The sequence below is a fragment of the Streptomyces sp. NPDC001832 genome (assembly GCF_040297265.1).
In the GTDB taxonomy this organism is placed as follows: Bacteria; Actinomycetota; Actinomycetes; order Streptomycetales; family Streptomycetaceae; genus Streptomyces.
In genome coordinates, this window is sequence record NZ_JBEOYU010000003.1 from 181,226 (window position 1) to 204,635 (window position 23,410).

General features: G+C 67.8%; 20 protein-coding genes and 1 riboswitch. Of the genes, 14 read left to right on the plus strand and 6 right to left on the minus strand.

Annotated features, from left to right (window positions below; genetic code table 11):
- Positions 1–83 precede the first annotated feature (83 nt).
- Together ABT115_RS04415 and ABT115_RS04420 are read right to left on the minus strand one after the other, a co-directional pair.
- Positions 84–1,529: a glyceraldehyde-3-phosphate dehydrogenase gene (locus ABT115_RS04415; protein ID WP_351783919.1), complete on the minus strand. Its 1,446-nt coding sequence runs from the start codon at positions 1,527–1,529 to the stop codon at positions 84–86.
- A gap of 137 nt (positions 1,530–1,666) precedes the next feature.
- Positions 1,667–2,596, minus strand: coding sequence for a TIGR03619 family F420-dependent LLM class oxidoreductase (locus tag ABT115_RS04420; protein ID WP_351783921.1), 930 nt, complete (start codon positions 2,594–2,596; stop codon positions 1,667–1,669).
- Between the two features lie 648 nt (positions 2,597–3,244).
- Here ABT115_RS04420 and ABT115_RS04425 point away from each other — a divergent pair.
- From ABT115_RS04425 to ABT115_RS04480, 12 genes are all read left to right on the plus strand, one after another.
- On the plus strand, positions 3,245–5,779 hold the full coding sequence (locus ABT115_RS04425) for a Pls/PosA family non-ribosomal peptide synthetase (protein WP_351783923.1): 2,535 nt from the start codon (positions 3,245–3,247) through the stop codon (positions 5,777–5,779).
- A 54-nt stretch (positions 5,780–5,833) separates the two neighbouring features.
- On the plus strand, positions 5,834–9,088 hold the full coding sequence (locus tag ABT115_RS04430; protein WP_351783925.1) for a non-ribosomal peptide synthetase: 3,255 nt from the start codon (positions 5,834–5,836) through the stop codon (positions 9,086–9,088).
- 23 nt (positions 9,089–9,111) lie between these two features.
- Complete coding sequence (locus ABT115_RS04435) at positions 9,112–10,116, plus strand: TauD/TfdA family dioxygenase (protein ID WP_351783927.1); 1,005 nt, start codon at positions 9,112–9,114, stop codon at positions 10,114–10,116.
- Positions 10,113–11,183 (plus strand): 2,3-diaminopropionate biosynthesis protein SbnB, encoded by a 1,071-nt coding sequence (gene sbnB / locus ABT115_RS04440; protein WP_351783929.1) that lies wholly within the window; start codon positions 10,113–10,115, stop codon positions 11,181–11,183. The genes ABT115_RS04435 and sbnB overlap by 4 nt, the downstream gene beginning before the upstream one ends.
- A 213-nt stretch (positions 11,184–11,396) precedes the next feature.
- Positions 11,397–12,473 carry a 2,3-diaminopropionate biosynthesis protein SbnA gene (gene sbnA, locus ABT115_RS04445; RefSeq protein WP_351783931.1) on the plus strand — a complete coding sequence of 359 codons (1,077 nt, stop codon included), beginning with the start codon at positions 11,397–11,399 and terminating at the stop codon, positions 12,471–12,473.
- Between the two features lie 150 nt (positions 12,474–12,623).
- Positions 12,624–12,923 carry a hypothetical protein gene (locus ABT115_RS04450; protein WP_351784055.1) on the plus strand — a complete coding sequence of 100 codons (300 nt, stop codon included), beginning with the start codon at positions 12,624–12,626 and terminating at the stop codon, positions 12,921–12,923.
- Between the two features lie 214 nt (positions 12,924–13,137).
- Positions 13,138–13,596 carry a CBS domain-containing protein gene (locus ABT115_RS04455; RefSeq protein ID WP_351783933.1) on the plus strand — a complete coding sequence of 153 codons (459 nt, stop codon included), beginning with the start codon at positions 13,138–13,140 and terminating at the stop codon, positions 13,594–13,596.
- A gap of 329 nt (positions 13,597–13,925) precedes the next feature.
- Complete coding sequence (locus ABT115_RS04460; RefSeq protein WP_351783935.1) at positions 13,926–15,740, plus strand: ABC transporter ATP-binding protein; 1,815 nt, start codon at positions 13,926–13,928, stop codon at positions 15,738–15,740.
- A 94-nt stretch (positions 15,741–15,834) separates the two neighbouring features.
- A complete protein-coding gene (locus tag ABT115_RS04465) occupies positions 15,835–16,941 on the plus strand; it encodes a polyamine ABC transporter substrate-binding protein (protein WP_351783937.1) in 1,107 nt (368 codons plus the stop codon).
- Positions 16,938–17,762, plus strand: coding sequence for an ABC transporter permease (locus tag ABT115_RS04470; RefSeq protein ID WP_351783939.1), 825 nt, complete (start codon positions 16,938–16,940; stop codon positions 17,760–17,762). Before ABT115_RS04465 ends, ABT115_RS04470 begins: the two co-directional genes overlap by 4 nt.
- Positions 17,759–18,556: an ABC transporter permease gene (locus ABT115_RS04475; protein ID WP_351783941.1), complete on the plus strand. Its 798-nt coding sequence runs from the start codon at positions 17,759–17,761 to the stop codon at positions 18,554–18,556. The genes ABT115_RS04470 and ABT115_RS04475 overlap by 4 nt, the downstream gene beginning before the upstream one ends.
- Positions 18,553–19,575, plus strand: coding sequence for an ABC transporter ATP-binding protein (locus ABT115_RS04480; RefSeq protein ID WP_351783943.1), 1,023 nt, complete (start codon positions 18,553–18,555; stop codon positions 19,573–19,575). The genes ABT115_RS04475 and ABT115_RS04480 overlap by 4 nt, the downstream gene beginning before the upstream one ends.
- Before the next feature lie 64 nt (positions 19,576–19,639).
- Here ABT115_RS04480 and thiD read toward each other — a convergent pair whose 3' ends face one another.
- The 4 genes from thiD to ABT115_RS04500 form a co-directional block, all read right to left on the minus strand.
- Entirely contained in the window at positions 19,640–20,437 is a 798-nt protein-coding gene (gene thiD, locus ABT115_RS04485; RefSeq protein WP_351783945.1) for a bifunctional hydroxymethylpyrimidine kinase/phosphomethylpyrimidine kinase, read from the minus strand.
- Positions 20,438–20,703: 266 nt separating this feature from the next.
- A riboswitch (TPP riboswitch) is annotated at positions 20,704–20,798 on the minus strand.
- A gap of 195 nt (positions 20,799–20,993) precedes the next feature.
- On the minus strand, positions 20,994–21,254 hold the full coding sequence (locus tag ABT115_RS04490) for a hypothetical protein (protein ID WP_351783947.1): 261 nt from the start codon (positions 21,252–21,254) through the stop codon (positions 20,994–20,996).
- On the minus strand, positions 21,251–21,571 hold the full coding sequence (locus tag ABT115_RS04495; protein ID WP_351783949.1) for a hypothetical protein: 321 nt from the start codon (positions 21,569–21,571) through the stop codon (positions 21,251–21,253). Before ABT115_RS04495 ends, ABT115_RS04490 begins: the two co-directional genes overlap by 4 nt.
- A gap of 54 nt (positions 21,572–21,625) precedes the next feature.
- Positions 21,626–21,868, minus strand: a complete 243-nt coding sequence (locus tag ABT115_RS04500; protein ID WP_351783951.1) for a hypothetical protein — start codon at positions 21,866–21,868, stop codon at positions 21,626–21,628.
- A 142-nt stretch (positions 21,869–22,010) separates the two neighbouring features.
- Here ABT115_RS04500 and ABT115_RS04505 point away from each other — a divergent pair, with 142 nt between their 5' ends.
- Both ABT115_RS04505 and ABT115_RS04510 read left to right on the plus strand, forming a co-directional pair.
- Positions 22,011–22,262 (plus strand): hypothetical protein, encoded by a 252-nt coding sequence (locus tag ABT115_RS04505; protein ID WP_351783953.1) that lies wholly within the window; start codon positions 22,011–22,013, stop codon positions 22,260–22,262.
- Positions 22,259–23,407 (plus strand): aminotransferase class V-fold PLP-dependent enzyme, encoded by a 1,149-nt coding sequence (locus ABT115_RS04510; protein ID WP_351783955.1) that lies wholly within the window; start codon positions 22,259–22,261, stop codon positions 23,405–23,407. Before ABT115_RS04505 ends, ABT115_RS04510 begins: the two co-directional genes overlap by 4 nt.
- Positions 23,408–23,410 lie beyond the last annotated feature (3 nt).

Sequence of the window (23,410 nt, forward strand, 5' to 3'; positions counted from 1 at the left end):
TGGGAGAGCAACCGGATACCGATCGGATCGGTTGCTGCCCCACTGCCGCCCCGCCGGCCGGGACACGGATCACTCCGCCGGGATCAGACCGCCGGGGCCGGGTAGGTCGGGTACTCCACCCCGGAGATGTGCTGGACGACGCGGATGACCTGGCAGGAGTAGCCGAACTCGTTGTCGTACCACAGGTAGAGGATCGCATTGTCGCCATCGACCTTGGTGGCGCCGGCGTCGACGATCGAGGCGTGGCGCGAGCCGATGAAGTCGCTCGAGACCGCGTCGGGCGCCGTGGTGAAGTCGATCTGGCGCTTGAGCGGGGAGGTCAGCGACACGTCGCGGAGGTAGTCGAGAACCTCCTCGCGGGTGGTCTCGCGCCCGAGCCGCAGGCTGAGGATCGCGATCGAGACGTCCGGCACCGGAACGCGGATCGAGCTGCCGGTGATCGGCGCCTTGAGATCGGGCAGCGCCTTGGCGACGGCGGAGGCCGCACCGGTCTCGGTGATGACCATGTTGAGCGGTGCCGAGCGGCCGCGCCGGTCGGCCTTGTGGTAGTTGTCCAGCAGGTTCTGGTCGTTGGTGAACGAGTGGACGGTCTCCACGTGGCCGCGCAGGACGCCGTACTCGTCAGCCATCGCCTTCAGCGGCGGGACGATCGCGTTGGTGGTGCAGGAGGCACAGGACAGGATCTGCTCGTCCGGCTTGATCGTGTCGTGGTTGACACCGTGGACGATGTTGAGGACGTCGCCCTTGCCCGGCGCGGTCAGGACGACCTTGTCGATGCCGGGGCGCAGGTGCTTCGAGAGGCCCTCACGGTCGCGCCACTTGCCGGTGTTGTCGATGAGGATGGCGTCATCGATGCCATACGCCATGTAGTCGACCTCCGACGGGTCGTTGGCGTAGATCACCTTGATCTCGTTGCCGTTGGCGACGATCGTGCTGTTCGCCTCATCAACGGTGATCGTGCCCTGGAACTGACCGTGGATGGAGTCGCGGCGCAGGAGCGAGGCGCGCTTGACGATGTCCTGGTCGCCGCCCTGACGGACGACGATGGCGCGCAGCCGCAGTCCGTTGCCGGAGCCGGCCTTCTCGATCAGCAGGCGGGCGACGAGGCGGCCGATGCGACCGAACCCGTAGAGGACGACGTCGCGGCCCTCTCGGCGCTCGATCTTGTTGGCACCCGTGGCGCCGGCGACGGCCTCGGCGGTGAAGTCCTGCACCGAGAGACCGCGGTCATCGCTCTTGTACGTCGCGGCGAGCATGCCGATGTCGATCTGCGAAGGGCCGAGATCGAGCGTGGCGAGAGCCTGCAGGAACGGCAGCGTCTCGGTGACCGAGAGTTCCTCACCGGCGATCTGCCGGGCGAACCGGTGCGTCTTGAGGATGCTGACCACCGACTTGTTCACCAAGGAGCGGCTGTGAAGCAGGACCGTGACGTCCCGCTCCCGATGCAGCTTCCCAATGACGGGGATCATCGATTCCGCGATCTCCTCGCGGTGCTTCCAGTTGGTGAACGAGTCGTCATTGACAGTCACAGGTTTATCTTTCGAGCTAGGCGGCGCTCATATGCTAACCCCCCGACACTTTGATCGTTCAACCGGTACCACCTGAGCAGGATCCAGGAGCCCGGCAAAGCCGATGACGTCCGGGCTGCGCCAGCAGCTCACCACCATCAGACGCCCGCGGCTCGCGCCGCCTCGTACACCTCGGCCGCCACGTCGATCAGCTCCGCAGCGTCCCGTGTCGTGCCCTGGAGATCCAGCAGGATCTCCGGTACGCCCGTTTCGGCGTGTGCCACCAGGTCTTCGACGATCTGCGCCACGCTCCCATGGAAGGGCTGTCGGCCCGCACCCTCGAACGGCTTGGCGCTGTACCGCGCATTGGCACGGGCACAGACGTCGATCGGACGCTCCCTACCACGCTCGGCGGCCACATCCTGTACCCGCTGCCACCCGTCGGCCAGCCGAGCGGCGCCCGCGGCCACGGGCATCCAGCCGTCCGCCCGGTCGACGAGACGGCGGGTGGCGCGCGGGCTGTTCGCAGGCAGGTAGACCGGAATGCGGCGCACCGGCTTGGGGCCGACCTCGGAGGGGGCGATGGTGGTCAGCTCGCCCTCGTAGGAAACAGGGTCCGGGCCCCAGACGGCCGCGCACACGTCCAGCAGCTCGTCCAAGACCGCACCACGCCTCTCGAAAGGCGCGACGGAGGCGGCTGCGTACTCGTCCAGAGACCATCCCGTGCCGAGGCCCGCGATCACTCGCCCACCGCTCGCGACGTCCAGCGAGGCGAGCGAACGGGCCAGCTGGAACGGCACGTGCAACGGCGCGACCAGGATGCTGGTGCCGAGCCGTGCCCGGCCGGTGGCCGCGGCGGCCAGCGCGAGCGTGACGAGTGGGTCGGCGACACTGCGGTACTGGTCGGGCCACGGCAGCCCCGGTACGCCGTACAGCCCCTGGGTGGCGGGCTCAGGAAACAGGACACGCTCGAAGACCCAGAGACTCGCGTATCCCGTCTCCTCCGCCGCGCGTGCCACGGTGGCCACATCGCGGCCGATGTCGTACTGCTTCATCTGCGGGAGGCCGAGGCCGAGCATGATCGTCATGTGCGCACTCTTACATAATGACTCCGGGACAACCGGCACATGACACCCATTCATTCCTTGGACCGACCGGCAAATTGGGGGGCGGACGTCGCCTTCCTGCACCACCCGATCGGCCCCGGCCCGAGCACCGTCGCTTTTGACGGCCTAAGGGCTGTCCCGTAATCCCTGGCGGGCGCGCGGCGTCAGATGCGGCACCTCGCCGCGTTGTCGGAACGTCCGCATACATCCAGTATGCGAACGTCCCTCCGCCTTGCGATGCACCGCATCTGACGCCGCGCACTGATCCACCACGGATTACGGGACAGCCCTTAGGAGACACGGACCGGCTGCCGCGCCGGCGTCCGGCCACACTCCTGGCGCAGTGATGGCGAGTGGATCGGACGGCGAGCACTCCTCGCTCCCGAGGCCAGGCATCCGGCAACGAGGTCCTCCCCTTTCGCGTCGTCGAGAGCTGCTGCCGCGCCGGCGCGCTCGAGTTCGAGTGGCAGCCCGACGGATGGACAGCTAAGACTGAGGCGACGGTTTGGAATCGGACAACGGATCCCGACCTCGTGACTTCCGGACTGCTCGCTCCGGCCATCGAATAGGCGAGTACAGGGCGCCGACCGTCATGGACGACGGCGCTCGAAAGTTCCTCAAGGAGCTCGCATGGATGAGAAATCCATCGATGTCTTGACGCCGGGGACAGATGTACCTGCGCTCGACGAGCGCAGGTACACCGGCCCGACGACTGGCATCGAGACAAACCTCGCCAAGGTACTGGCGGATGTCATGGGCGTCGAACGGGTATCAGTCGATAGCCACTTCTTCGACGATCTCGGTGCCAACTCGTTAGTGATGGCCCATTTCTGCGCACGGGTCAGGAAGCAGGCTGACCTCCCATCGGCGTCGATGAAGGATGTCTACCGGCACCCGACGATCCGAAGTCTGGCGACGGGGCTCGCGGACGCCGCGCCCGCCCCTGTCGAGGCGTCGGTACCGGCGTCGACCGAAGTGGTGACCCCCGCCGGGACAGTGCAGTACGCCCTCTGCGGAACGCTGCAGTTCCTGTTTTTCCTGGGATATTCCTTCCTCGTCGGACTTGCTGCCGACCGAGGCTTTGTCTGGGTCTCCGCCGCCTCGGATGTGATCGACGTCTACCTGCGGTCGTTCGTCTTCGGCGGCGTCGGATTCGTCGTTCTGTGCACCTTCCCGATCGCGGCCAAATGGCTCCTCATCGGCCGGTGGAAAGCGCGCGAGTTCCCGGTCTGGGGTCTGACGTATCTGCGTTTTTGGACCGTCAAGGTGCTGATCCACGCCAACCCGATGATTTTCTTCGTCGGCAATCCCCTGTACGTGCTGTATCTGCGAGCCCTGGGCGTCCGGATCGGCAAGGATGTCACGATCCTCTCCCGCAGCGTTCCGGCCTGCCCCGACCTGCTCACGATCGGCGCCGGCTCGGTGATCCGCAAGGACTCGTTCTTCCTCTGCTACCGGGCGCACGCCGGCCGAATCCAGACCGGCCGGATCACCCTCGGCCGGAACGTGTTCATCGGCGAGAAGACCGTGCTCGACATCGACACGTCGATGGGCGACGGGGCACAACTTGGCCACACGTCCACGCTGTACAGCGGGCAGGCGGTCCCGGACGGCCAGTGCTGGCACGGGTCCCCGGCACAGCGCACGGACCATGACTACCTGAGGATCGGGCCGGCCAAGTGCGGCACGCTGCGCCGGGCCGGCTTCGGACTTGTCACCGTGCTTCAGCTGTTCTTCCTCTACGTGCCGCTGACCATCGGGGGCTCGTACATGGTGGTGACCCTGGTTCCGGCGTTGCACAACCGGCTGGGTCCGGGCGCGGCGGGGTTCGCATCGCCGGACCTCTACATCGACGCCCTGGTCCTTTCCTGCGTGCTGTTCTTCGGCTTCGTCGTCGTGGGCCTGGCCCTGTCGTTCACCATTCCGCGCCTGCTGAGCCTGTTCGTCAAGCCGGACAAGGTCTATCCGCTGTACGGGTTTCATTACTCGATGCACCGGGCCATCGGACGCATGACCAACGTGAAGTTCTTCAAGTGGCTGTTCGGGGACAGCTCCTACATCGTCCACTATTTGCGCGGCCTCGGATACGACTTGTCCCGGGTGGAGCAGACCGGTTCGAACTTCGGCACAGAAGTGCAGCACGAGACCCCGTATCTATGCTCTATCGGCAGCGGAACAATGGTCGCCGACGGGATCTCCATCCTCAACGCCGACTACTCGAGCACGTCCTTCCGGGTGTCCCGGGCCTCGATCGGATCGCACAACTTCCTCGGGAACAACATCGCTTATCCCTCAGGGGCCAGAACGGGCGAGAACTGCCTCCTCGCGACGAAGGTGATGATTCCGCTCGACGGCGAGGTGCGCGAGGGTGTGGGCCTGCTCGGCTCGCCGTGCTTCGAGATTCCCCGTTCGGTCGAGCGCGACTCCCGGTTCGACCATCTGCGCACCGGTGACGAGTTTCGCCGCAGCCTGGCCGCAAAGAACCGCTACAACACCCGCTCGATGGTCTTCTTCCTGCTCGTGCGGTGGCTGCACGTCTTCGTGCTCACGCTGCTCGGCCTGGCGAACATCGAACTGTACGATTCTTACGGGCATGTGCTGATCGGCGCGTACCTGGTGTTCAGTGTTGGGTTCACCGCTGTCTACTTCGTACTGGTGGAGCGATGCATCGCGGCATTCCGCGCGCTGCGACCGCAGTTGTGTTCCATCTACGACCCGTACTTCTGGTGGCACGAGCGCCTCTGGAAGGTGCCTGACGAGTACCTCGAATTCTTCAACGGCACCCCTTTCAAGAACGTGATCTGGCGGATGCTGGGGGTTCGGCTCGGCAGCAGGGTCTTCGACGACGGCTGCTATGTGACGGAGCGGACGCTCACCACCATCGGGAACGACTGCACGCTCAACGCGGGCAGCAAGATCCAGTGCCACTCGCAGGAGGACGGCACCTTCAAGTCGGATCGCAGCACCATCGAGGCCGGTTGCACCATCGGTGTGGGAGCCCACGTCCACTACGGCGTGACGATGGGTGCCGGCGCGGTGCTCGCGCCCGACTCCTTTCTCATGAAAGGCGAGGAAGTCCCTCAGCACGCACGCTGGGGAGGAAACCCCGCCACGGAACTGCGGGATGCCCCGTATCAGCCCGAGGCGCTGACGCAAAAGGGGTAGCAGCCCCACCCTTGTCGGCGCTGAACAGCACGGTGATTGGAGAGGGACGACCAGATGGGTATGCAAGTGCAGGCCGACCGGGAGTTCTGGCGTGCAGTGCTCGTCGCCGGTGGATTCACCGCAATCCCGCGGTGGACGCTCGATCCGGTGACGGGCGTCGGCGAACACGAGGCGACGGTCCCGGACGACGTCGTGGCAGCCTTGGGGCGGTTGGCCAAGGATCTGGCGGTGCCGCTCGGCTCGGTGCTGCTGGCCACCCACGCCAAGGTGCTCGCCGCACTGTCCGGCGAGCACGAAATCACAACTGGCTACATCACCGTGGAGGGCGGCCGACCGCTGCCCTGCCGGCTGACGACCGAACCCGCCTCGTGGCGGACGCTGCTGCTGGACACCCATCGAGTCGCGTCGGATCTGATGTTGCACCAGGACTTTCCGGTCGACGAGCTCAGGCGCGAGCTGGGCCTGGCCGAACCGTCGATCGAGGCCGTGTTCGATCCGCACGGCTCGGGCGGCGAACTCGTGGGCAACACCGTGCTGAGGGTGGGATTTTCGCAACGCGGCGGCCACCTCGTGCTGCGGCTGCGATATCGGACCGACGCGCTCGACACGGACTGCGCCGTCAGGATCGCCGGCTACCACCTCACCGCGCTCGCGCTGATCGCCGCCGATCCGGACGCCGAGCACAGGCGGCAGAGCCTGCTCTCCACCGAGGAACTCCGCTTCCAGCTCGAAGGGCTCGCCGGTCCGCGCCGGGAGCTGCCGGACCGCCGGTTCCACGAACTGTTCGAGCAGCGGGTGGCGGTCCACCCGGACGCCGTCGCGGCGGTGCACGGGGAGCAGCAGCTGACATATCGGGAACTCAACGCGCGTGCCAACCGGGTAGGACGAGCCCTGCTGGACAGAGGGCTGCGTCCCGAGGGTGTTGTCGCCGTGGTGACCGAGCGCAACCTGGACTGGATGGCCGCCGTCCTCGCAGTCTTCAAGGCCGGCGGCGTGTACCTGCCCATCGAGCCGCACTTCCCGGCCGATCGCCTCGCGGCCATGCTCTCCCGTGCCTCGTGCGGGCTCGTGCTGACCGAACCCGGCAGCACAGCCACGCTCGACCAGGCCCTCGACTCGCTGTCCGGGGTCCAGAAGCTCCTCGTCGGCACAGCCTATGAGGAAGACCATGCGGACCATGATCTGGGCGTGAGCGTCGCACCGGACCAGCTCGCCTACATCTATTTCACCTCCGGCTCCACAGGTGAGCCCAAGGGCGCGATGTGCGAGCACGCGGGCATGCTCAACCACCTCTACGCCAAGATCGACGACCTGGAGATCGGCGAGGGACAGGTGGTCGCCCAGACCGCACCCCAGTGCTTCGACATCTCGCTGTGGCAACTGGTGTCGGGGCTCCTGGTCGGGGGGCGGACCCTGCTGGTGGAGCAGGAGGTGGTCCTGGACGTCCAGCGGTTCGTCGACAAGATCGTTGACGGCCGGGTCGCCGTCCTCCAGGTCGTACCCTCCTACCTGGACGTCGTCGTGTCCTTCCTGAATCAGCACCCTCGCGAACTGCCGCACCTGCGGTGCGTGTCGGTCACCGGCGAGGCGCTGAAGAAGGAACTCGTGCAACGCTGGTTCGCTGCCCAGCCCGAGATCAAGCTGGTCAACGCCTACGGGCTGACCGAGACCTCGGACGACACCAACCACGAGGTCATGGACCGCGTGCCCAACGGAGACCGGGTCCTGCTGGGTCCCGCGGTCAACAACGTGCGCGTCTACGTCGTCGACGAGCACCTGAACCCGGTGCCGCTCGGCGCTCCCGGTCTGATCGTCTTCTCCGGTGTCTGCGTCGGCCGCGGATATGTCAACGACCCCGAGCGCACCCGGCAGGCCTACCTGACCGATCCGCACAGTGGGGGTGACCGGCTCTACCGGGGCGGCGACTACGGCCGCTGGCAGCCCGAGGGCAAGCTGGAGTTCCTCGGCCGCCGGGACAGCCAGGTAAAGATTCGTGGCTTCCGGATCGAGATCGGCGAGATCGAGAACAAGCTGTTGCAGGTGCCCGGTGTTCGCGACGGTGCAGTGATCGTCACCGAGCGGGCCGACCAGAGCAAGCACCTGGTGGCGTTCTACTCAGGTCGGCAGCCACTCGAGGTGGACGTCCTGCTCGACCGGCTCGGTCAGTCGCTGCCCGAGTACATGGTCCCGTCGGCCTTCCACTGGCGGGAAAGTCTGCCGCTGACGGCCAACAGCAAGATCGACAGAAAGGCTTTGCAGGCGTTCGCCGGAGAACTCGACGTGGTCCAGGACGACTACCACGCGCCGAATACGCCGACCGAACAGCAGCTGGCGGCAGCGTGGTCGAAGGTGCTCGGCGTCCCGCAGAACCAGATCGGACGGCGGGACCACTTCTTCGACCGGGGCGGCACATCGCTGTCGGCAGTAAAGCTGGCGATCACCCTCGACCGTACGGTGTCCCTCAGCGACGTCACCCGTCACCCGGTGCTTGCCGATCTGGCCGGGCTGGTCGACGGCCGTGCCGAGCGGCGCTCCGGGCTGCTTCAGTCACTGTCGGAATCGGACGGTGCGCAGGCCGCTGCCCTGGTGTGCTTCCCATACGCCGGCGGCAACGCGGTGAACTTCCAGCCGCTGGCCACGGCGCTGTCGGGCGGCGGGCCGGCGGTCTACGCCGTGGAGTTGCCCGGTCACGACGTGGCTGCCGAGAGCGAGCCGTTCGCCCCGATGACGCAGGTGGTCGAGCAGGTCGTTGTCGAGATCATGCGGCGTGGCCTGACCAGGGTCCTGTTGTGGGGCCACTCCTCGGGCACCGCGTTGGCCGTGGAGACGGCCCGAAAACTGCAGGAGCGCGGGGTGGACGTCCAGCGGGTGTTCCTCGGCGCGCAGCTTCTCGGTGACGCCGCAGAGCGGCGCGCCGGCATCACCGAGCTGACCGGGCGAAGCAACTCCGAAATCGCCGCGAAACTGAGCGCGGACGGCGGGTACACCGAACTCGGTGAGCTGGATGCGCAACACGCTGAGCATGTGGGTGCCGCCTACCGGCATGACTGCCTTGCCGCACACCGCTATTTCGCCGACGCCCTGGAAAGCCCGCCGACGCTGAAGCTGGCCGCGCCGGTCACCGTGGTCGTTGCCGCCGACGACCCGAGCACGGCGGAGTACCGGCGCCGGTACCGCGACTGGCAGCTCCTGGCCGAGCAGGTCGACCTGCACGAGCTCGCCGACGGCGGCCACCACTTCCTGCGCACCCGTCCGGCCGAGGCGGCACAGGCCGTACTGCGCGCCGCCGAATTGTTCGCTTCTTCTTGAGTGGCAACTGAAAGGAAATCGAGATGTCGTCCGTATCCACGGCGTCGCTGGTCGACGTGGGACTTGAACCCGGCAAACCTCCGCTCCTGCGGGCCGATGCCACCGGCGACGCGCTGAGCTGGGCGACCGAGCACCGGGACGCGCTGCGCGCTGTCGTAGCCGAGCACGGTTCGGTCCTGGTCCGCGGCCTCGGGCTGCGCGACGCGGCCGAGACCGGCGCCGTCTTCGCGAGGCTGGCCACCAGTCTGACGACCGAGAAGGAGGTCTTCGCGCCCCGACAGACCTACTCCGACGGCGTGTACTCCTCATCGAAGTGGCCGTCGAACCAGCCGATGTGCATGCACCACGAACTGAGCTACACGCTGGAGTTCCCCGGCCTGATGATGTTCGCCTGTCTCAGCGCACCCACCGATGGCGGGGCGACCGCGGTGGCCGACTCACCGACCGTGCTCGACGCGCTGCCCGCAGAGTTGACCGAGCGGTTCGAGCGGCAGGGTTGGCTGCTCACCCGCAGCTACAACGACGAGATCGGGGCGTCCATCGCCGAGGCGTTCGGCACCGAGGACCGTGGCGCCGTCGAAAGCTACTGCCGCGCCAACGCGATCACGTTCGAGTGGCAGCCCGACGGTGGGCTGCGCACCAGGCAGCGCCGCAGCGCCGTGGTGCGTCACCCGGTCACCGGCCGTCGCTGCTGGTTCAACCAGATCGCCTTCCTCAACGAGTGGACGATGGCCCCCGAGGTGCGTGACTACCTGATGGACGTCTACGGCGTCGACGGGCTGCCGTTCAATACCCGCTACGGCAACGGCGACCCGATCGGCGAGGACGTCGTGCAGCTGCTCAACAGCGTCTACGAGGCCAACACCGCACGCGAGCCGTGGCAGTCCGGCGACCTGATGCTCGTCGACAACGTCCGCACCGCGCACAGCAGGGAGCCCTTCGAAGGACCGCGCGAAGTGCTCGTCGCCATGGCCGACCCGGTGCGTCTGGCCGACTGCTCGCCGACCATCGAGGTGACGGCAGGATGACTACCCTCAGTTCCACCGTAACGGAGTTCGCGATCGCCCCGCCGGTCACCGTGCCACCATTCGCAGTGATCTCCGGTGCCCAGGTCCAGCGCGCGCTGCACGGACGTGAGAAGCGGATCGTGGAGTTGGTCGAGGCCACCTACCGGGTGCACGGCGCCGGTGATTCGGTGAACCCGCCGTCGTACTTCCTGCGTTTCCCCGACCGCCCGTCCTCCCGGATCATCGCGCTGCCCGCCTCGATCGGCGGGGACGTGCGGGTGGACGGCCTGAAGTGGATCTCCAGCTTCCCGGAGAATGTGACGGCCGCCATCCCGAGGGCCTCGGCCGTGCTCATCCTCAACGACCATGACACCGGCTACCCGTTCGCCTGTCTGGAGAGCTCGATCATCAGCGCCACCAGGACGGCCGCGTCGGCGGCGTCGGCGGCTGACTGGCTCAGCCGCGACCGGCCGCGACCGACGCGTGTCGGGTTCTTCGGAGTGGGCTTGATCGCGCGCTACATCCACACCTTCCTGGTCGGCAATGGCTGGTCGTTCAACGAGATCGGCGTGCACGACCTGTCCGCCGACAGCGCGGCAGGATTCCGGTGCTACCTGGAGCAGTCGGGCACAACCGGCCGCATCACCGTGCACGACAGCGCCGAGCAGTTGATCCGTAACAGCGACCTGGTGGTCTTCGCCACTGTCGCCGGTCAGCCGCATGTCAGCGACCTGTCGTGGTTCACACACAACCCGCTGGTGCTGCACGTGTCGCTGCGCGACCTCACGCCGGAGATCCTGCTCGCCTCGACCAACTTCGTCGATGACATCGAGCACTGTCTGAAGGCCAACACCTCGCCGCATCTGGCCGAGCAGCTCACAGGCAACCGGGACTTCCTGCACGGCACGTTGGACGACGTGATGGCCGGGCGGGTGACGGTGCCGGCGGACCGGCCGGTGGTGTTCTCGCCCTTCGGCCTCGGGGTACTCGACCTCGCGGTGGGCAAGTACGTCTACGACGAAGTTGTCCGCAGCGGAGAGTTGCACGTCGTCGACGACTTCTTCCACGAACTGAGCCGGTACGGATGAGCCGGCCGAAAGCGCGGGAGGATTCTCCAGGGCTGATCCCAGGAGAGATCACCGGTCAAGTCGCAGCAAGTCAGGACGCACGAGACAACGGCCGCTGACACAGGGCCCCGTCCGGCTTGGTTGGACACAGGCTCCCGCCCGCACAGGCGAGAAGCCCGCCCACGGTCGGCTGAGCGTTCCGAAAGTGCTCTGCTCCAGACAGAGGAGACCATCGTGCCCGTCGTATCCGTTCCCTATGCGTTCAACGAAGAGAAGCTCTATGTCGACCTTCGGTCGATCTTCGGGCACTCGCTCTTCCTGAAGTGCGAGGGCTTCAACTTCGCCGGCTCGATCAAGTTGAAGGCCGCGACCGAGATGGTGGAGGCCGCTGAGCGGGATGGAATACTGACGCCGGAATCGATCCTGGTCGAGTCCTCGTCCGGAAACCTCGGCGTGGCGCTGAGCATGATCGCGGCAAGCAAGGGCTACCGGTTCCTTTGCGTGACGGACTCCCGCGGCAACCTGTCGAACAGGATGATGATGGAGGCGCTGGGCAGCCAGGTGCACGTGATCGCCGAGCAGAAGGCCAACGGAGGCTTTCTCGGCGCGCGGCTCGAGTACGTCCGCGCGCTGTGCGCCTCCGATGACCGGTACGTGTGGCTCAGCCAGTACACCAATCCGAGCAACTGGAAGGCGCACTACCGCAGGACGGCGCCGGAGATCGCCCGTCAGTTCCCGCGGCTGGATGTGCTGTTCGTCGGGACCGGCACCACCGGGACCCTGATGGGCTGCGCGCGCTACTTCCGGGAGTGGCACCGACCGGTGCGGATCATCGCAGTGGACAGCGTCGGCTCGGTGTCCTTCGGCGGTCCGCCTGGCCGCCGGATGATTCCCGGCCTGGGTATGAGCATGCGCCCGCCACTGCTCGACGAGTCCTACGTGGATGAGGTGATGCGTGTCGAGGAGGCAGACACCATCCGTGCCTGCCATCGTCTGGCCAGACGCGGATTCCTGTTCGGCGGCTCCACCGGCACGGTGGTCAGCGGCGCAACGGACTGGTTGGCCCGGCATGACGCGCGCGAACTCACCGCAGTGGCCATCGGCCCGGACCTCGGCGAGCGCTACCTCGACACCATTTACCAGACCAACTGGCTGCAGGATCTTTACGGCGAGAACGTGCTCAACTCCGACGAGAAGGCCGCCGGTCCCTGGGCGGCCTCCCCCGCGTCACCAGCACGGTGGGGCCGGCAGTTGGACCCCGCAGACCGGCGACCGCAATGGCAACCAGCACCATCAGCTCCGGGATCGTAACGACCTCACAATCGTGGGCGAGGTCGTAAGAGCTGGGTGCTCGTGACGGAACGGCCGCTCGGCATGCGGCGCGCGGGATGCCGGAGCACTCTGATCCTGTGAGCTGCTTGTCCCCCGACAGGCAGTCGGCCAGGAAGGGGTGTGGCAGCGATGTTCGCCAGGCTGAGCACGTATGAGGGATCACCGGTTCCTGCGCAGGGAGACCTGACGGCGAACTGGGAAGCGACTCTGAAGCAGGTCCGGGAGGTTCCCGGCTTCCGGGGCGTGTACTACCTCGTCGACCGAGCCTCTGGGAAGGCCAAATCGCTCACCTTGTGGGATGACGAGCAGACCATGCAGGCCAGCGAGGAAAGAGCAACCCGGCTCCGCGAGGAAGTCGCACAGAGGGAAGGCCAACGGGTTGTCTCGGTCGAGCGCTTCGAGGTGGGATTCGGTCACCTGGAGCCGTAGCAGCCATCGCTGCGCATGTTGACGGCGCCGTAGCGCCGGCGGGCCGAAGTCACGGCCGACGACACCGGGGGCATTATACGAGCGCTTGAATCCGTGCGCGATCGCGGCAGGCCCGGGTTCCCTTTCTTGACTGACGCTTCCGGGAAGCGATGTTGAGCCATTCGTGTTGTGATCGATAACGAGGACACAACGGCGTCGAGAACGGGAGGAAATCATGACTGAGAAGCTGCGAGCCCGAGACATCATGTCCGGTGGCGTGCAGTGCGTCGGTGCACACCAGTCGCTGTTCGATGTGGCGAAGATGATGCGCGATCTGAATGTCGGTTGCCTTCCCATCTGCGGCGACAACAACAAGCTCACAGGCTTGATCACCGACCGTGACATCGTCGTCAAGTGCTGCGCCGAGGGCGTCGACCCGGCAACCGTGCAGGCCGGATCACTCAATGCCAAGGTGTACTGGATCGATGCCGCAGCGGACGCCACCGATGCCCTGACGACCATGGAGGAACACCAGATCAAGCGGTTGCCGGTGATCGACGTCCAGGGCGGCCACCGTCTGGTCGGCATGATCACGGAGGCCAATGTTGCGAAGAATCTGAGCGACGAACAGGTCGCCGAGTTCGCGAGCCGCGTATACGCGAGTGCTGGGATGCCCGGTCAGTCCGCAGACTGAGGCGTCAGCGCAGCCCCGCCTGCTCTCCGGCGAGGTACTCGTCGGAGAACAGGCCGTCGCTGGTGCTTGCGGGATAACCCGCTGGCTGAGAAAAACGCTTGGACACCGGGGGTGCCGTCGCGGGACACTGCGATTCCTGGCCTCCCCCTACTCGCACGGATACGTCGCCGCGAGCAGAGCGGGGGCCCCGCCGTCGTGCCCCGCCTTCAAAAGACGACCCGGGCGAAGGCACTCACTCGAACCGAAGCTCCGCACGGCCAGAGAGTCAACGGCTTCTCCCCGGAGAAGCGCGTCGCGGTCTGCCGCACGACAGACGACACAGGGGTGGGATGGGATTGCCTGAATCGCGCGAGGATCCGCCCGGCAGGGGCCCGGTGCTCCTCGCCCTTCGCTACTACGGACGGGAGTTAGCCCGGCTCCGACGGCTGACGGTACCCGCGATGCTGCTGCCGGCGCTGGGCAATATCGGCATCAGCTACGTCGCGCCGCTGCTCGTCGCGAAGCTCGTCGGCCGAATCGCCGGCGACGCCGAGATCGCCATCGGCTCGACTCTGCCCTACATCCTCGGCTTCGCCGGCGTCCTGCTGCTCGCGGAGATGCTGTGGCGCATCGGCCTGCACTGCCTGAACCGCCTCGACGCCCTCGGCATCGAGCATCTGTACGTGATCGGCATGGACGAGCTGTTCGCCAAGGACGCCGCGTTCTTCCACGACAATTTCGCCGGGTCGCTGACCAAGCGCGTCCTGAGCTTCGCCTCCCGCTTCGAGGAGTTCGTCGACACGCTGACGTTCTCGGTCGTGGGCAGCTTCGTGCCCCTGGTGTTCGGGTCGGTGGTGCTGTGGCGCTACGAGCCGCTGCTCGTTGTCGGGCTCTTGGCGATGATCGCACTGACCGCGCTGTGCGTGACGCCCCTCATCCGCCGCCGCCAGGCGCTCGTCGCCCAGCGCGAGGAGGCGATCGCTCGGGTGTCGGGCCACGTCGCCGACAGCCTGATGAACATGGACACGGTCCGGGCGTTCGCCGCCGAGGCACGCGAGGCCGCCGAGCACCGGTCCCGCGTCGCGGCGTCGCGGCGGCTCACGTTGCGGTCGTGGGACTACGGCAACCTGCGCATCGACACGCTGGTCGCGCCGATGTCCGTGCTGACCAACGCGCTGGGCCTGCTGCTCGCGGTCACGATCGGCGGGGGTGGCCACGGCGTGGAGGCGATCGTGGTCGCCTTCACGTACTACACCAACGCGACGCGGATCATGTTCGAGTTCAACCAGATCTACCGCCGTCTGGAGAGCTCGATGACGGAGGCAGCGCAGTTCACCGAACTGCTGCTGAAGCCGGCGACCGTGCTCGACCCGGCGTCGCCGGAGCCGCTGCTGCCTGGGGCCGCCGACGTCCACTTCGAGAACGTGACCTTCGCCCACGCAGGCGCGGAGCCGCTCTTCGAGGGCCTCGAGCTGGCTGTGCCCAATGGGGCGAAGATCGGTCTCGTCGGCCGGTCCGGCGGGGGCAAGACCACGCTCAGCCGGCTGCTGCTGCGGATGACTGACATCGACGCCGGCCGGATTTTGATCGGGGGGCAGGACATCAGCATGCTGCGCCAGGCCGACCTGCGCAGCCTGATTGCCTACGTGCCGCAGGACCCGGCGATGTTCCACCGCACGCTGCGGGACAACATCGCGTTCGCCCGGCCGGACGCCACCGACGCCGAAATCCGCCGCGCGGCCGAGGCGGCGCACGTCACGGAGTTCGCCGACGCGCTGCCGGACGGCTTCGACACCATGGTGGGCGAGCGCGGTGTCAAGCTGTCCGGCGGACAGCGCCAGCGGGTCGCCCTCGCCAGGGCGATCCTGCGCGACGCGCCGATCCTGCTGCTCGACGAGGCGACCAGCGCCCTGGACTCCGAGAGCGAGATCCTCGTCCAGGAGGCGCTGTGGCGGCTCATGGAGGGACGCACGGCGCTCGTGGTGGCACACCGGCTGAGCACGGTCGCCACCATGGACCGGCTCGTCGTCCTCGATCGCGGACGGATCGTCGAGCAGGGCACCCACCAGGAGCTACTCGCTTCGGAGGGCGCCTACGCGAAGCTGTGGCAGCACCAGTCGGGCGGCTTCCTCGACGACAGCCCTGCGCGGGCCGACCTGCGCTGAAGGCGAGCTCGGCCGACCAACGCCCCATTGTGCAAGAGGCGACGTGATGCGAGACTCGCGCTGCAACTTGGGCTTCGGCAGGGGGAGTTGTGACATGAGGGGCATGCGTGCGGTGAGTGCGGTGGCTACGGGCCTTGCCCTGCTACTGCTCATGGGTTGCGGAGAAGGCGACAACCGGAGCAACGGCCCGGACACACTCGACCCGAAGGCCGACATCACCAAGCAGTCCCTCACGGTCTCCATCTGGGACGGCTACAGCCCCGAGGACCTCCCCGCGCGGGTCAAGAAGAACCTCGGTGTCCCGGTGAAAGTCGCGCACCACGCCACCAACGAAGAGATCATGGCCAAGCTGACGGCCGGCGGCGCGGCGGGGAGCGACAGCGCTGTCGATGTCGCCTTCGTCTCCGGCCAGTACGCCCAGGCCCTGAACGAGGCCGGACTTCTCGAGCCCATCCACGCGGAGCTGATTCCGAACCTCAAGAATCTCTATCCCGAGGCCCGGCAGCTCGCCTACGACAAGGGCAACACCTTCTCCGTCCCCTACACCTGGGGGACGACCGGGATCTGCTACCGCTCCGACCTGGTGAAGCAGCCCCCGACCAGCTGGAACGGCCTCCTGAGGCCCCCGCCCGCGCTGAAGAAGAAGGTCACCATGATGACCACCGAGCGCTGGCTGGCCCTCCCCGCGCTCAAGGTGCTCGGTCACTCCGTCAACACCACCAGCGACCAGGAACTCACCGCCGCCCGCACCCTGCTCCTCGACGCCAAGAAAGACCTGCTCGCCTACGACGACACCACCTTCGGTGACCGGCTGGTCAAGGGCGAGGCGGCCATGGCCGAGGCGTGGGACGGCTGGTGCCCGACCAGCGACCCGAAGATCAAGTTCACCGTGCCGAAAGAGGGCAGCGATCTCTGGGTCGACACGATGGTCGTGCTGAAGTCCTCCAAGAACAAGGAGGCCGCGCACGCCCTCATCAACTACATCCTCGACCCGGATATCCACCGCTGGGCTGCTGAGAACATCCTTTACAAAGTGCCCAACAAGGCCGCCATGGAACAGCTCGACCCGAAAGTGCTCGCGGCCAACGCACCACTGCGCATGCCCCCGGCCGAACTGCTGAAGGGCGAGTCCATCGTCGATGTCGGCGAGGCAGCCACGAAGTACACCCGGCTGTCGACCGAGGTAGCCGCCGGCTCATGAAGCGGTGGCCGCTGACCGGGCCCGGCCTGACCTATCTGACCGTCCTCATGGCCATCCCTCTGGGCCTGGTGCTGAGTTACGCCTTCCTCCGGCGCGGCCGCTTCGGCGGCGTCGTGTACGAGCCGACCACCGAAAACCTCACCCGCCTCGCCGACCCGCTCTACGCCGACGTCGTCCTCCACTCCGCCTGGATCGCAGCCCTCACCACCGTCCTCGCCCTCCTGATCGGCTATCCGACGGCTTACGTGATCGCCGGCCTCCCGCGCCGCCGGCAGACGATCGCCCTGATCGCCGTCGTCCTGCCGTTCTGGACCAGCTTCCTCATCCGCATCTACGCCTGGATCGTGCTGCTGAGCGGTCCCGGCTGGCTCAACAAGGCGCTGGGCGCGGTCGGCCTGAGCCCGGTGGACGTCCTGTACACCGACGCCGCCGTCACCGTCGGACTGCTGTACGCGTATCTGCCACTGATGATCCTGCCGCTGTACGCGTCCCTCAGCCGGTTCGATCCGCAGCTGCGCGAGGCGGCCGAGAATCTGGGCGCCGGACCGTGGACCACCTTCCGCACGGTGACACTTCCGCTCACTCTTCCCGGGGTCCTCACAGGTTGCCTCTTCGTCTTCGTACCGAGCTTCGGTAACTTCGTCGTCCCCGAACTGCTCGGCGGAGGGCGGTCGGTGATGGTCGGCAACCTCATCCGTGACCAGTTCCTCAAGGCCCGCGACTGGCCTTTCGGCTCGGCGCTCGCGCTCGCGCTGCTGGCCGTGCTGATGGTGTTGCTCTTCGCGCAGGCGTGGGCGGCGAGGAGGTACGCGACCCGATGACGAACATCCCGAACCGGCTGTTGACGCGCCTTCCGTTCTGGCTGACGTACGTCTTCCTCTACTCGCCCGTCGTCGTCCTCGTCGCCATGTCGTTCAACGCTGGCGGCTCTCCGTACGCCTTCGAGGGGTTCAGCCTGCGGTGGTACGGCGAACTGGCAGGAGACGACGAGATCCTGCACGGGCTCTTCAACACCCTGATCGTCGCGGCGGGGTCCGCGGCGCTGTCCACCGTCCTCGGTACTTTGCTCGCGGTCGGCGCAGGCCGTGACAACCGTTCACGGCTGCTGGACGCGGTGGCCCTGCTCCCCGCCGTCGTCCCCGATCTGCTGCTCGCCATCGGCCTGCTCGTCTTCTACGCGGCTGTCCAGCTCACTCTCGGCCTGCACAGCGTGCTGCTCGCGCACACCGTCTTCGGCACCGCCTTCGTCGCCGCGCTCGTACGGACCCGGCTGGCGCACACCGATCGCTCACTGGAGGAGGCATCCCGGGACCTAGGAGCGACACCGTCGGCGACGTTCGTCCGCATCACCCTGCCGTCCCTCGCGCCGGGCATCGCCGCCGGGGCGCTGCTCGCCTTCACGCTTTCCGTCGACGAGTTCGTCATCGCGTTCTTCACCGCCGCTCCGACCGAGCCGACGCTCCCGGTCGTCGTGTACTCGATGGTCCGCTTCGGCGTCACCCCGGAGATCAACGCGCTGGCGACACTGCTGCTGGCGGTCAGCTTCACCGCCGTCGTGGCCGCGCAGCGGCTCACCCGTACGACCAATCCCGGTGCTCCGGAGGCGACACGTTGATCAAGATCAAGGGGATCGACCACCATTTCGGGCGGACGCGGGCGCTGGACGGCGTCTCGCTGGACATCGGCGAGGGCGAGTTCTGCGCACTGCTCGGGCCGAGCGGCTGTGGCAAGACGACCCTGCTGCGCATCCTCGCCGGCTTCGAGACCCCGGACGCGGGCACGGTCACGCTCGACGGGAAGGACCTGCTGACCGTGGAGCCGCACCGGCGCCCGGTCAATCTGATGTTCCAGTCGTTCGCGCTCTTCCCGCACATGTCGGTCGAGCGGAACGTGGCGTACGGGCTGGAGCGGGAACGGCGTCCGCGCCGTGAGGTACGGGGACGGGTCGAGGAGGTCCTGGCCACGGTCGGCCTGACCGCGTTCGCCCGCCGCAGGCCGCACCAGCTCTCCGGCGGACAGCGCCAGCGTGTCGCTCTCGCCCGCGCGATCGTGAAGCGGCCCCGTCTGCTGCTGCTCGACGAGCCGCTGTCCGCGCTCGACAAGCAGGTGCGGGCTCACATGCAGCTGGAGCTGAAGCGGCTGCAGGAGGAGGTCGGCATCACCTTCCTCGTGGTCACGCACGACCAGGAGGAGGCGATGTCGCTCGCCGACCGGATCGCCGTCATGAACGCGGGCCGCATCGAGCAGACCGATGCTCCGGTGGCGCTGTACGAACACCCGCGCACCGCGTTCGTCGCGGGCTTCGTCGGAGCGAACAATCTCTTTCCGGGCCCGGACGGCATCACCGCCGTACGCCCGGAGCGCATCCGCATCGGCGACGGTGACAGCCACGGTGACGACGGCGGCGGCGGGCTCACGGGCACGGTCGTCGATGTCAGCTTCCACGGCGGTACGTCCCACATCGCCGTGCGCGTCCCGCAGCTGGACCAGCCGGTACTCGTCGCCGTCCAGGGTCCGTCCCGCGTTGTGTCCGGCGATCGGGTCCGTCTTTTCTGGCCGCCGGAGGCCGCCGTCCGCATTCCTGCCGGCCCGATCGCGGGGGAAGTCCATCACATCGCGGGGGAAGCGCCATGACGGAGCGCCGACTCGCTGTGCTGTTCGTACCGCAGAGCGCGTACGGCCCCCTCCTCCAACTGCGTCAGGTGCGCGTGTGGTTCCGCCAGCCGTGGTCCACCGGCCCGGTGCCGGCCCCCAGAGCGAACCCCGCCGCGATCGCCGCGGTGACGTAGTCCTTGGCCTGGCGGACGGCATCCGGAACCTGGCGGCCTTGCGCCAGGCCCACCGCGATGGCAGAGGCGAGCGTGCAGCCCGTGCCGTGGGTGTGGCGGTTGTCGTGCCGCGGGGCGCGCAGCCAGTGCTCCTCCTCGCCATCCGTCAGCAGGTCCACCGCCTCACCCGGCAGGTGGCCGCCCTTCACCACTACCCAGCGGGGCCCGTACGCGAGCAGCCGCGCGGCGGCGCGGCGCATACCTGCTTCGTCCGTCACCGTGATGCCGGTGAGCTGCGCGACCTCGTCGAGATTCGGCGTGGCCACCGTCGCGACCGGCAGCAACGCGGTCCGTACGGCATCCAGCGCGTCGTCGGCCAGCAGCTTGTCTCCGTGCTTGGACACGCTCACCGGGTCCACGACGACCGGGGCCACCACGTCCGACAACAGCTCGGCCACCACCGTGACCAGCTCGGGCGAGGAGAGCATCCCCGTCTTGACCGCCTGGACACCGATGTCGTCCACGACACTGCGGTACTGCGCGCGCACCGCCTCCACGGGGAGTTCCCATGCGCCCTGCACACCCAGGGAGTTCTGTGCCGTGACGGCCGTGAGCACGCTCATTCCGTGGGCGCCGAGCGCCAGCATGGTCTTCAGGTCGGCCTGGATTCCGGCTCCTCCGCCGGAGTCGGACCCGGCGATCGTCAGCACGCGGGGCGGCGCGGTCATGCGTGGTTCTCCTCTCGGTCTCGGGTCCATGCCCTGGCGTATGCGCGGGTCGCTGCAGAGACGGTGCGCTCGGCGGATGTCGAGGGCATTGGAAGTCGCTCCGAGCGGGAGGGGGTGGTGTCGGGGCGCCGGGGGACATCGGGATCCGTCGGCCGGCGACGGTCAGTCGCTGCGGGCGGTGGCGCAGCCGCAACGGAGCGTATGCCGCCAGGACCACGAGGAACGCCTCGTAGTGCGAGAGTCGGCGACGCGGTGGAAACATGCGTCAACGGCATGGAAGACATCCCTCCGCCAGTACGAACTGGTTCAGGTTCGACGGGTGTGATCTCAGCCCTCGAAGGGGGCACCCCGTGTCCGGTACCGCGGACAGACTAACCCGATCGCTCTGGCTCTCACATCGCCGGGACCGGTACTCCGTGCACAGCGCGCGGACGGAGCCTTCCGCGAATCGGCGTTCAGCGGTTTCGAAGGGGAGGCCGGCACGCGGCCTGCCCCAGCGCCTCACCGCCATCACAGCACGTGACCACCCGCGATGCCTTTACTCCTCGTACCCCGCTCACTTCCGGCTGACCTTGATGTGCTCGGTCAGGTTGCCGACCTCGCTGCCGAGTTTCTGCACAGGGCCGGCGAGGGAGGTCAGAGCGGACTCGATGTCGACCGCTGCGGCCGTGTAATGGTCCATGGCGGCTGCGTGCTCCACGTGTGCCCACACAGCGGCTTCGGCCACCAGCGCGTCGCGCTGAGGACTGGCAACCGGGTGCTGGGATGCCTGGGTAAGCAGCTCGCGGGCCTTTTGGCCAGGGTTTCTTTCGGTCATGGACCGGATCTTTCCAGCGGAAGCGAGGCGACGGGCGGGTTTCGGAGGAGGGACACGGAAGCGGTAGTGGAACTGGCACAGCGTGCATACGAGACGACGATCTCACGATCCCCCTTGCCCGGCCCGACCTGCCGGTCGGCGACCTGGGTGACCGCGACGACCTCGGCGCCCCGGGACGAAGCGTCGAATCCGCCCATCTCCCCGGCAGGTAACACCGTCGACGCGGTGGCGAGCGCCGGCGAAATCGGCGCCAGGGTGAGCAGCAGCGCGGCAAGGACGAGCAAGAGGCGGGCTCGGCGGATCGGGATGACGGGCATGGCGGCTCCCTGCGATCGGCAGTCACTGGCTCGGGCGTTCTCGTACCGGCTGGGTCAGCCCCGGTCGGGCGGGATCAGCAGTGCGTCCCCAACGGGGCGTTCACCGGTCGCGTCGGACGGTACGGCCTGTCCCACCCCGTGTAAACGGCGGACCCGGCGCCTCTCAGTCGGGTGCGCTCGTCCGTCGCGGCGACTGCGAGCGAAGCGCCCGCCCCTGGCCCGCCATCCCAGCGTTCCACCGTCGTAGTCGGCGGCTGCCCCGTCGAGCAGCAGCTCGTGGTGCAGGTGCTTGACCATTCATCAACTACCGTGAGATCCATTGCAATCCGTCAGAAAGGGTTGCTAGCGTGCCGCGCGCCCCGGGCCTCCGTGCCCCAGCTCTCAGCGCTCAGCCCTCAGCCCCCAGCCCTCAGCCCGAACCGAACCGGGAGAGAACCCGATGAAGCGTTCCCGCATGACGCTGCTCTCCGCCGTCGCGCTGCTCGCCTCGCTCGCTCCGCTCATGCCCCTCACTGCGAGCCGTGCCTCCGCCACCGAGACTCCCGCCACACAGGCATCCGCCTCCCCCGCCGTAGTCGCCGTGAGCGACCCCGGCTTCCAAGCCCGTACCGAGGTGATCGACAAAGTGACCTACACCAGTGTCCGCACCCGCGTGGCCCCGGGCCGGACCGTCACTGTCGAGGTCCGGTGACCGGGCCCGCGGCACCCGCCGCGTTTCCCGGCGGCGCCGGGTTGTTCCGGCTCGGCTCGCACGTGGCCCATCTCAACCACGGGTCCTTCGGCGCCGTTCCGGTCCCCGTCGCCGACGCCCACCGGCGGCTGACGGCAGAGGCCGCAACCGACCCCGACGCCTTCTTCCTCGGCGTCGCGGACCGGCTCGCCGAAGCCCGGACCCGTATCGCGGCCCATATGAACACGGAACCCGAGGGGGCCGCCTTCGTCACCAACGCCACCGAGGGCGCCAACCTGGTCCTCGACGCCCTGTGCCTGGCGCCCGACGACGAGGTTCTGGTGACCGACCACGGCTACGGCACGGTCGTCGCGGCCGCCGCCCGCCGGGCCCGTGTCATCACCGTCACCCTCGACCCGGCGCTGCCGGACGAGAGCGCGTTGCGCAAGGCGGTGCTCTCCGCGCTCACCCCCCGCACTCGAGTCGCCCTCCTCGACCAGATCAGCTCGCCCACCGCCCGCCTCATCGCCACCCCGGAGCTCATCGCCGACCTCGCCGAGCGCGGGGTGACCACGGTGGTCGACGGCGCCCACGCCCCCGGCATGCTCGCCGAACCCCTGGCCGGCGGGCCCGACTTCTGGTTCGGCAACCTGCACAAGTGGGCGTACGCTCCGCCGGGCAGCGCCCTGCTCGTGGTGTCCCCCACGCACCGGGGACGGGTTCCCGCGCCCGTGCCCTCCTGGGAGGACGACCGCGGCTTCCCTCGCGCGGTCGAGTACCGGGCCACCGCCGACTACACCGGCTGGCTCGCCGCCCCCGAGGGCCTCGACCTGCTCGCGGGCCTCGGTCCCGAACGTGTGCGCGCCCACAACAGTGCTCTGGCGGGCTACGGCGCCGAACTCCTCGCCCGCCTCCCGGGCGTGACCCCGCTGCCCGCCGACGACCGCCTCGCCATGCGTGCCCTGCGCCTGCCGCCCCGTCTCGCCCGCACCCATGCCGAGGCCGCTGCCCTGCGCGAGGAGATCGCGGCCCGGCTGGGCTGCCGGGTGCTGATCTGGCCCTGGCCGGGCGGCGGCGGCATCCGGATCTGCGGGCAGATCTACAACCTGCCCGCGGAGTACGAACGCCTCGCCGTGGCACTGCGGTCCCTTCTGGACGGGCGATAATGA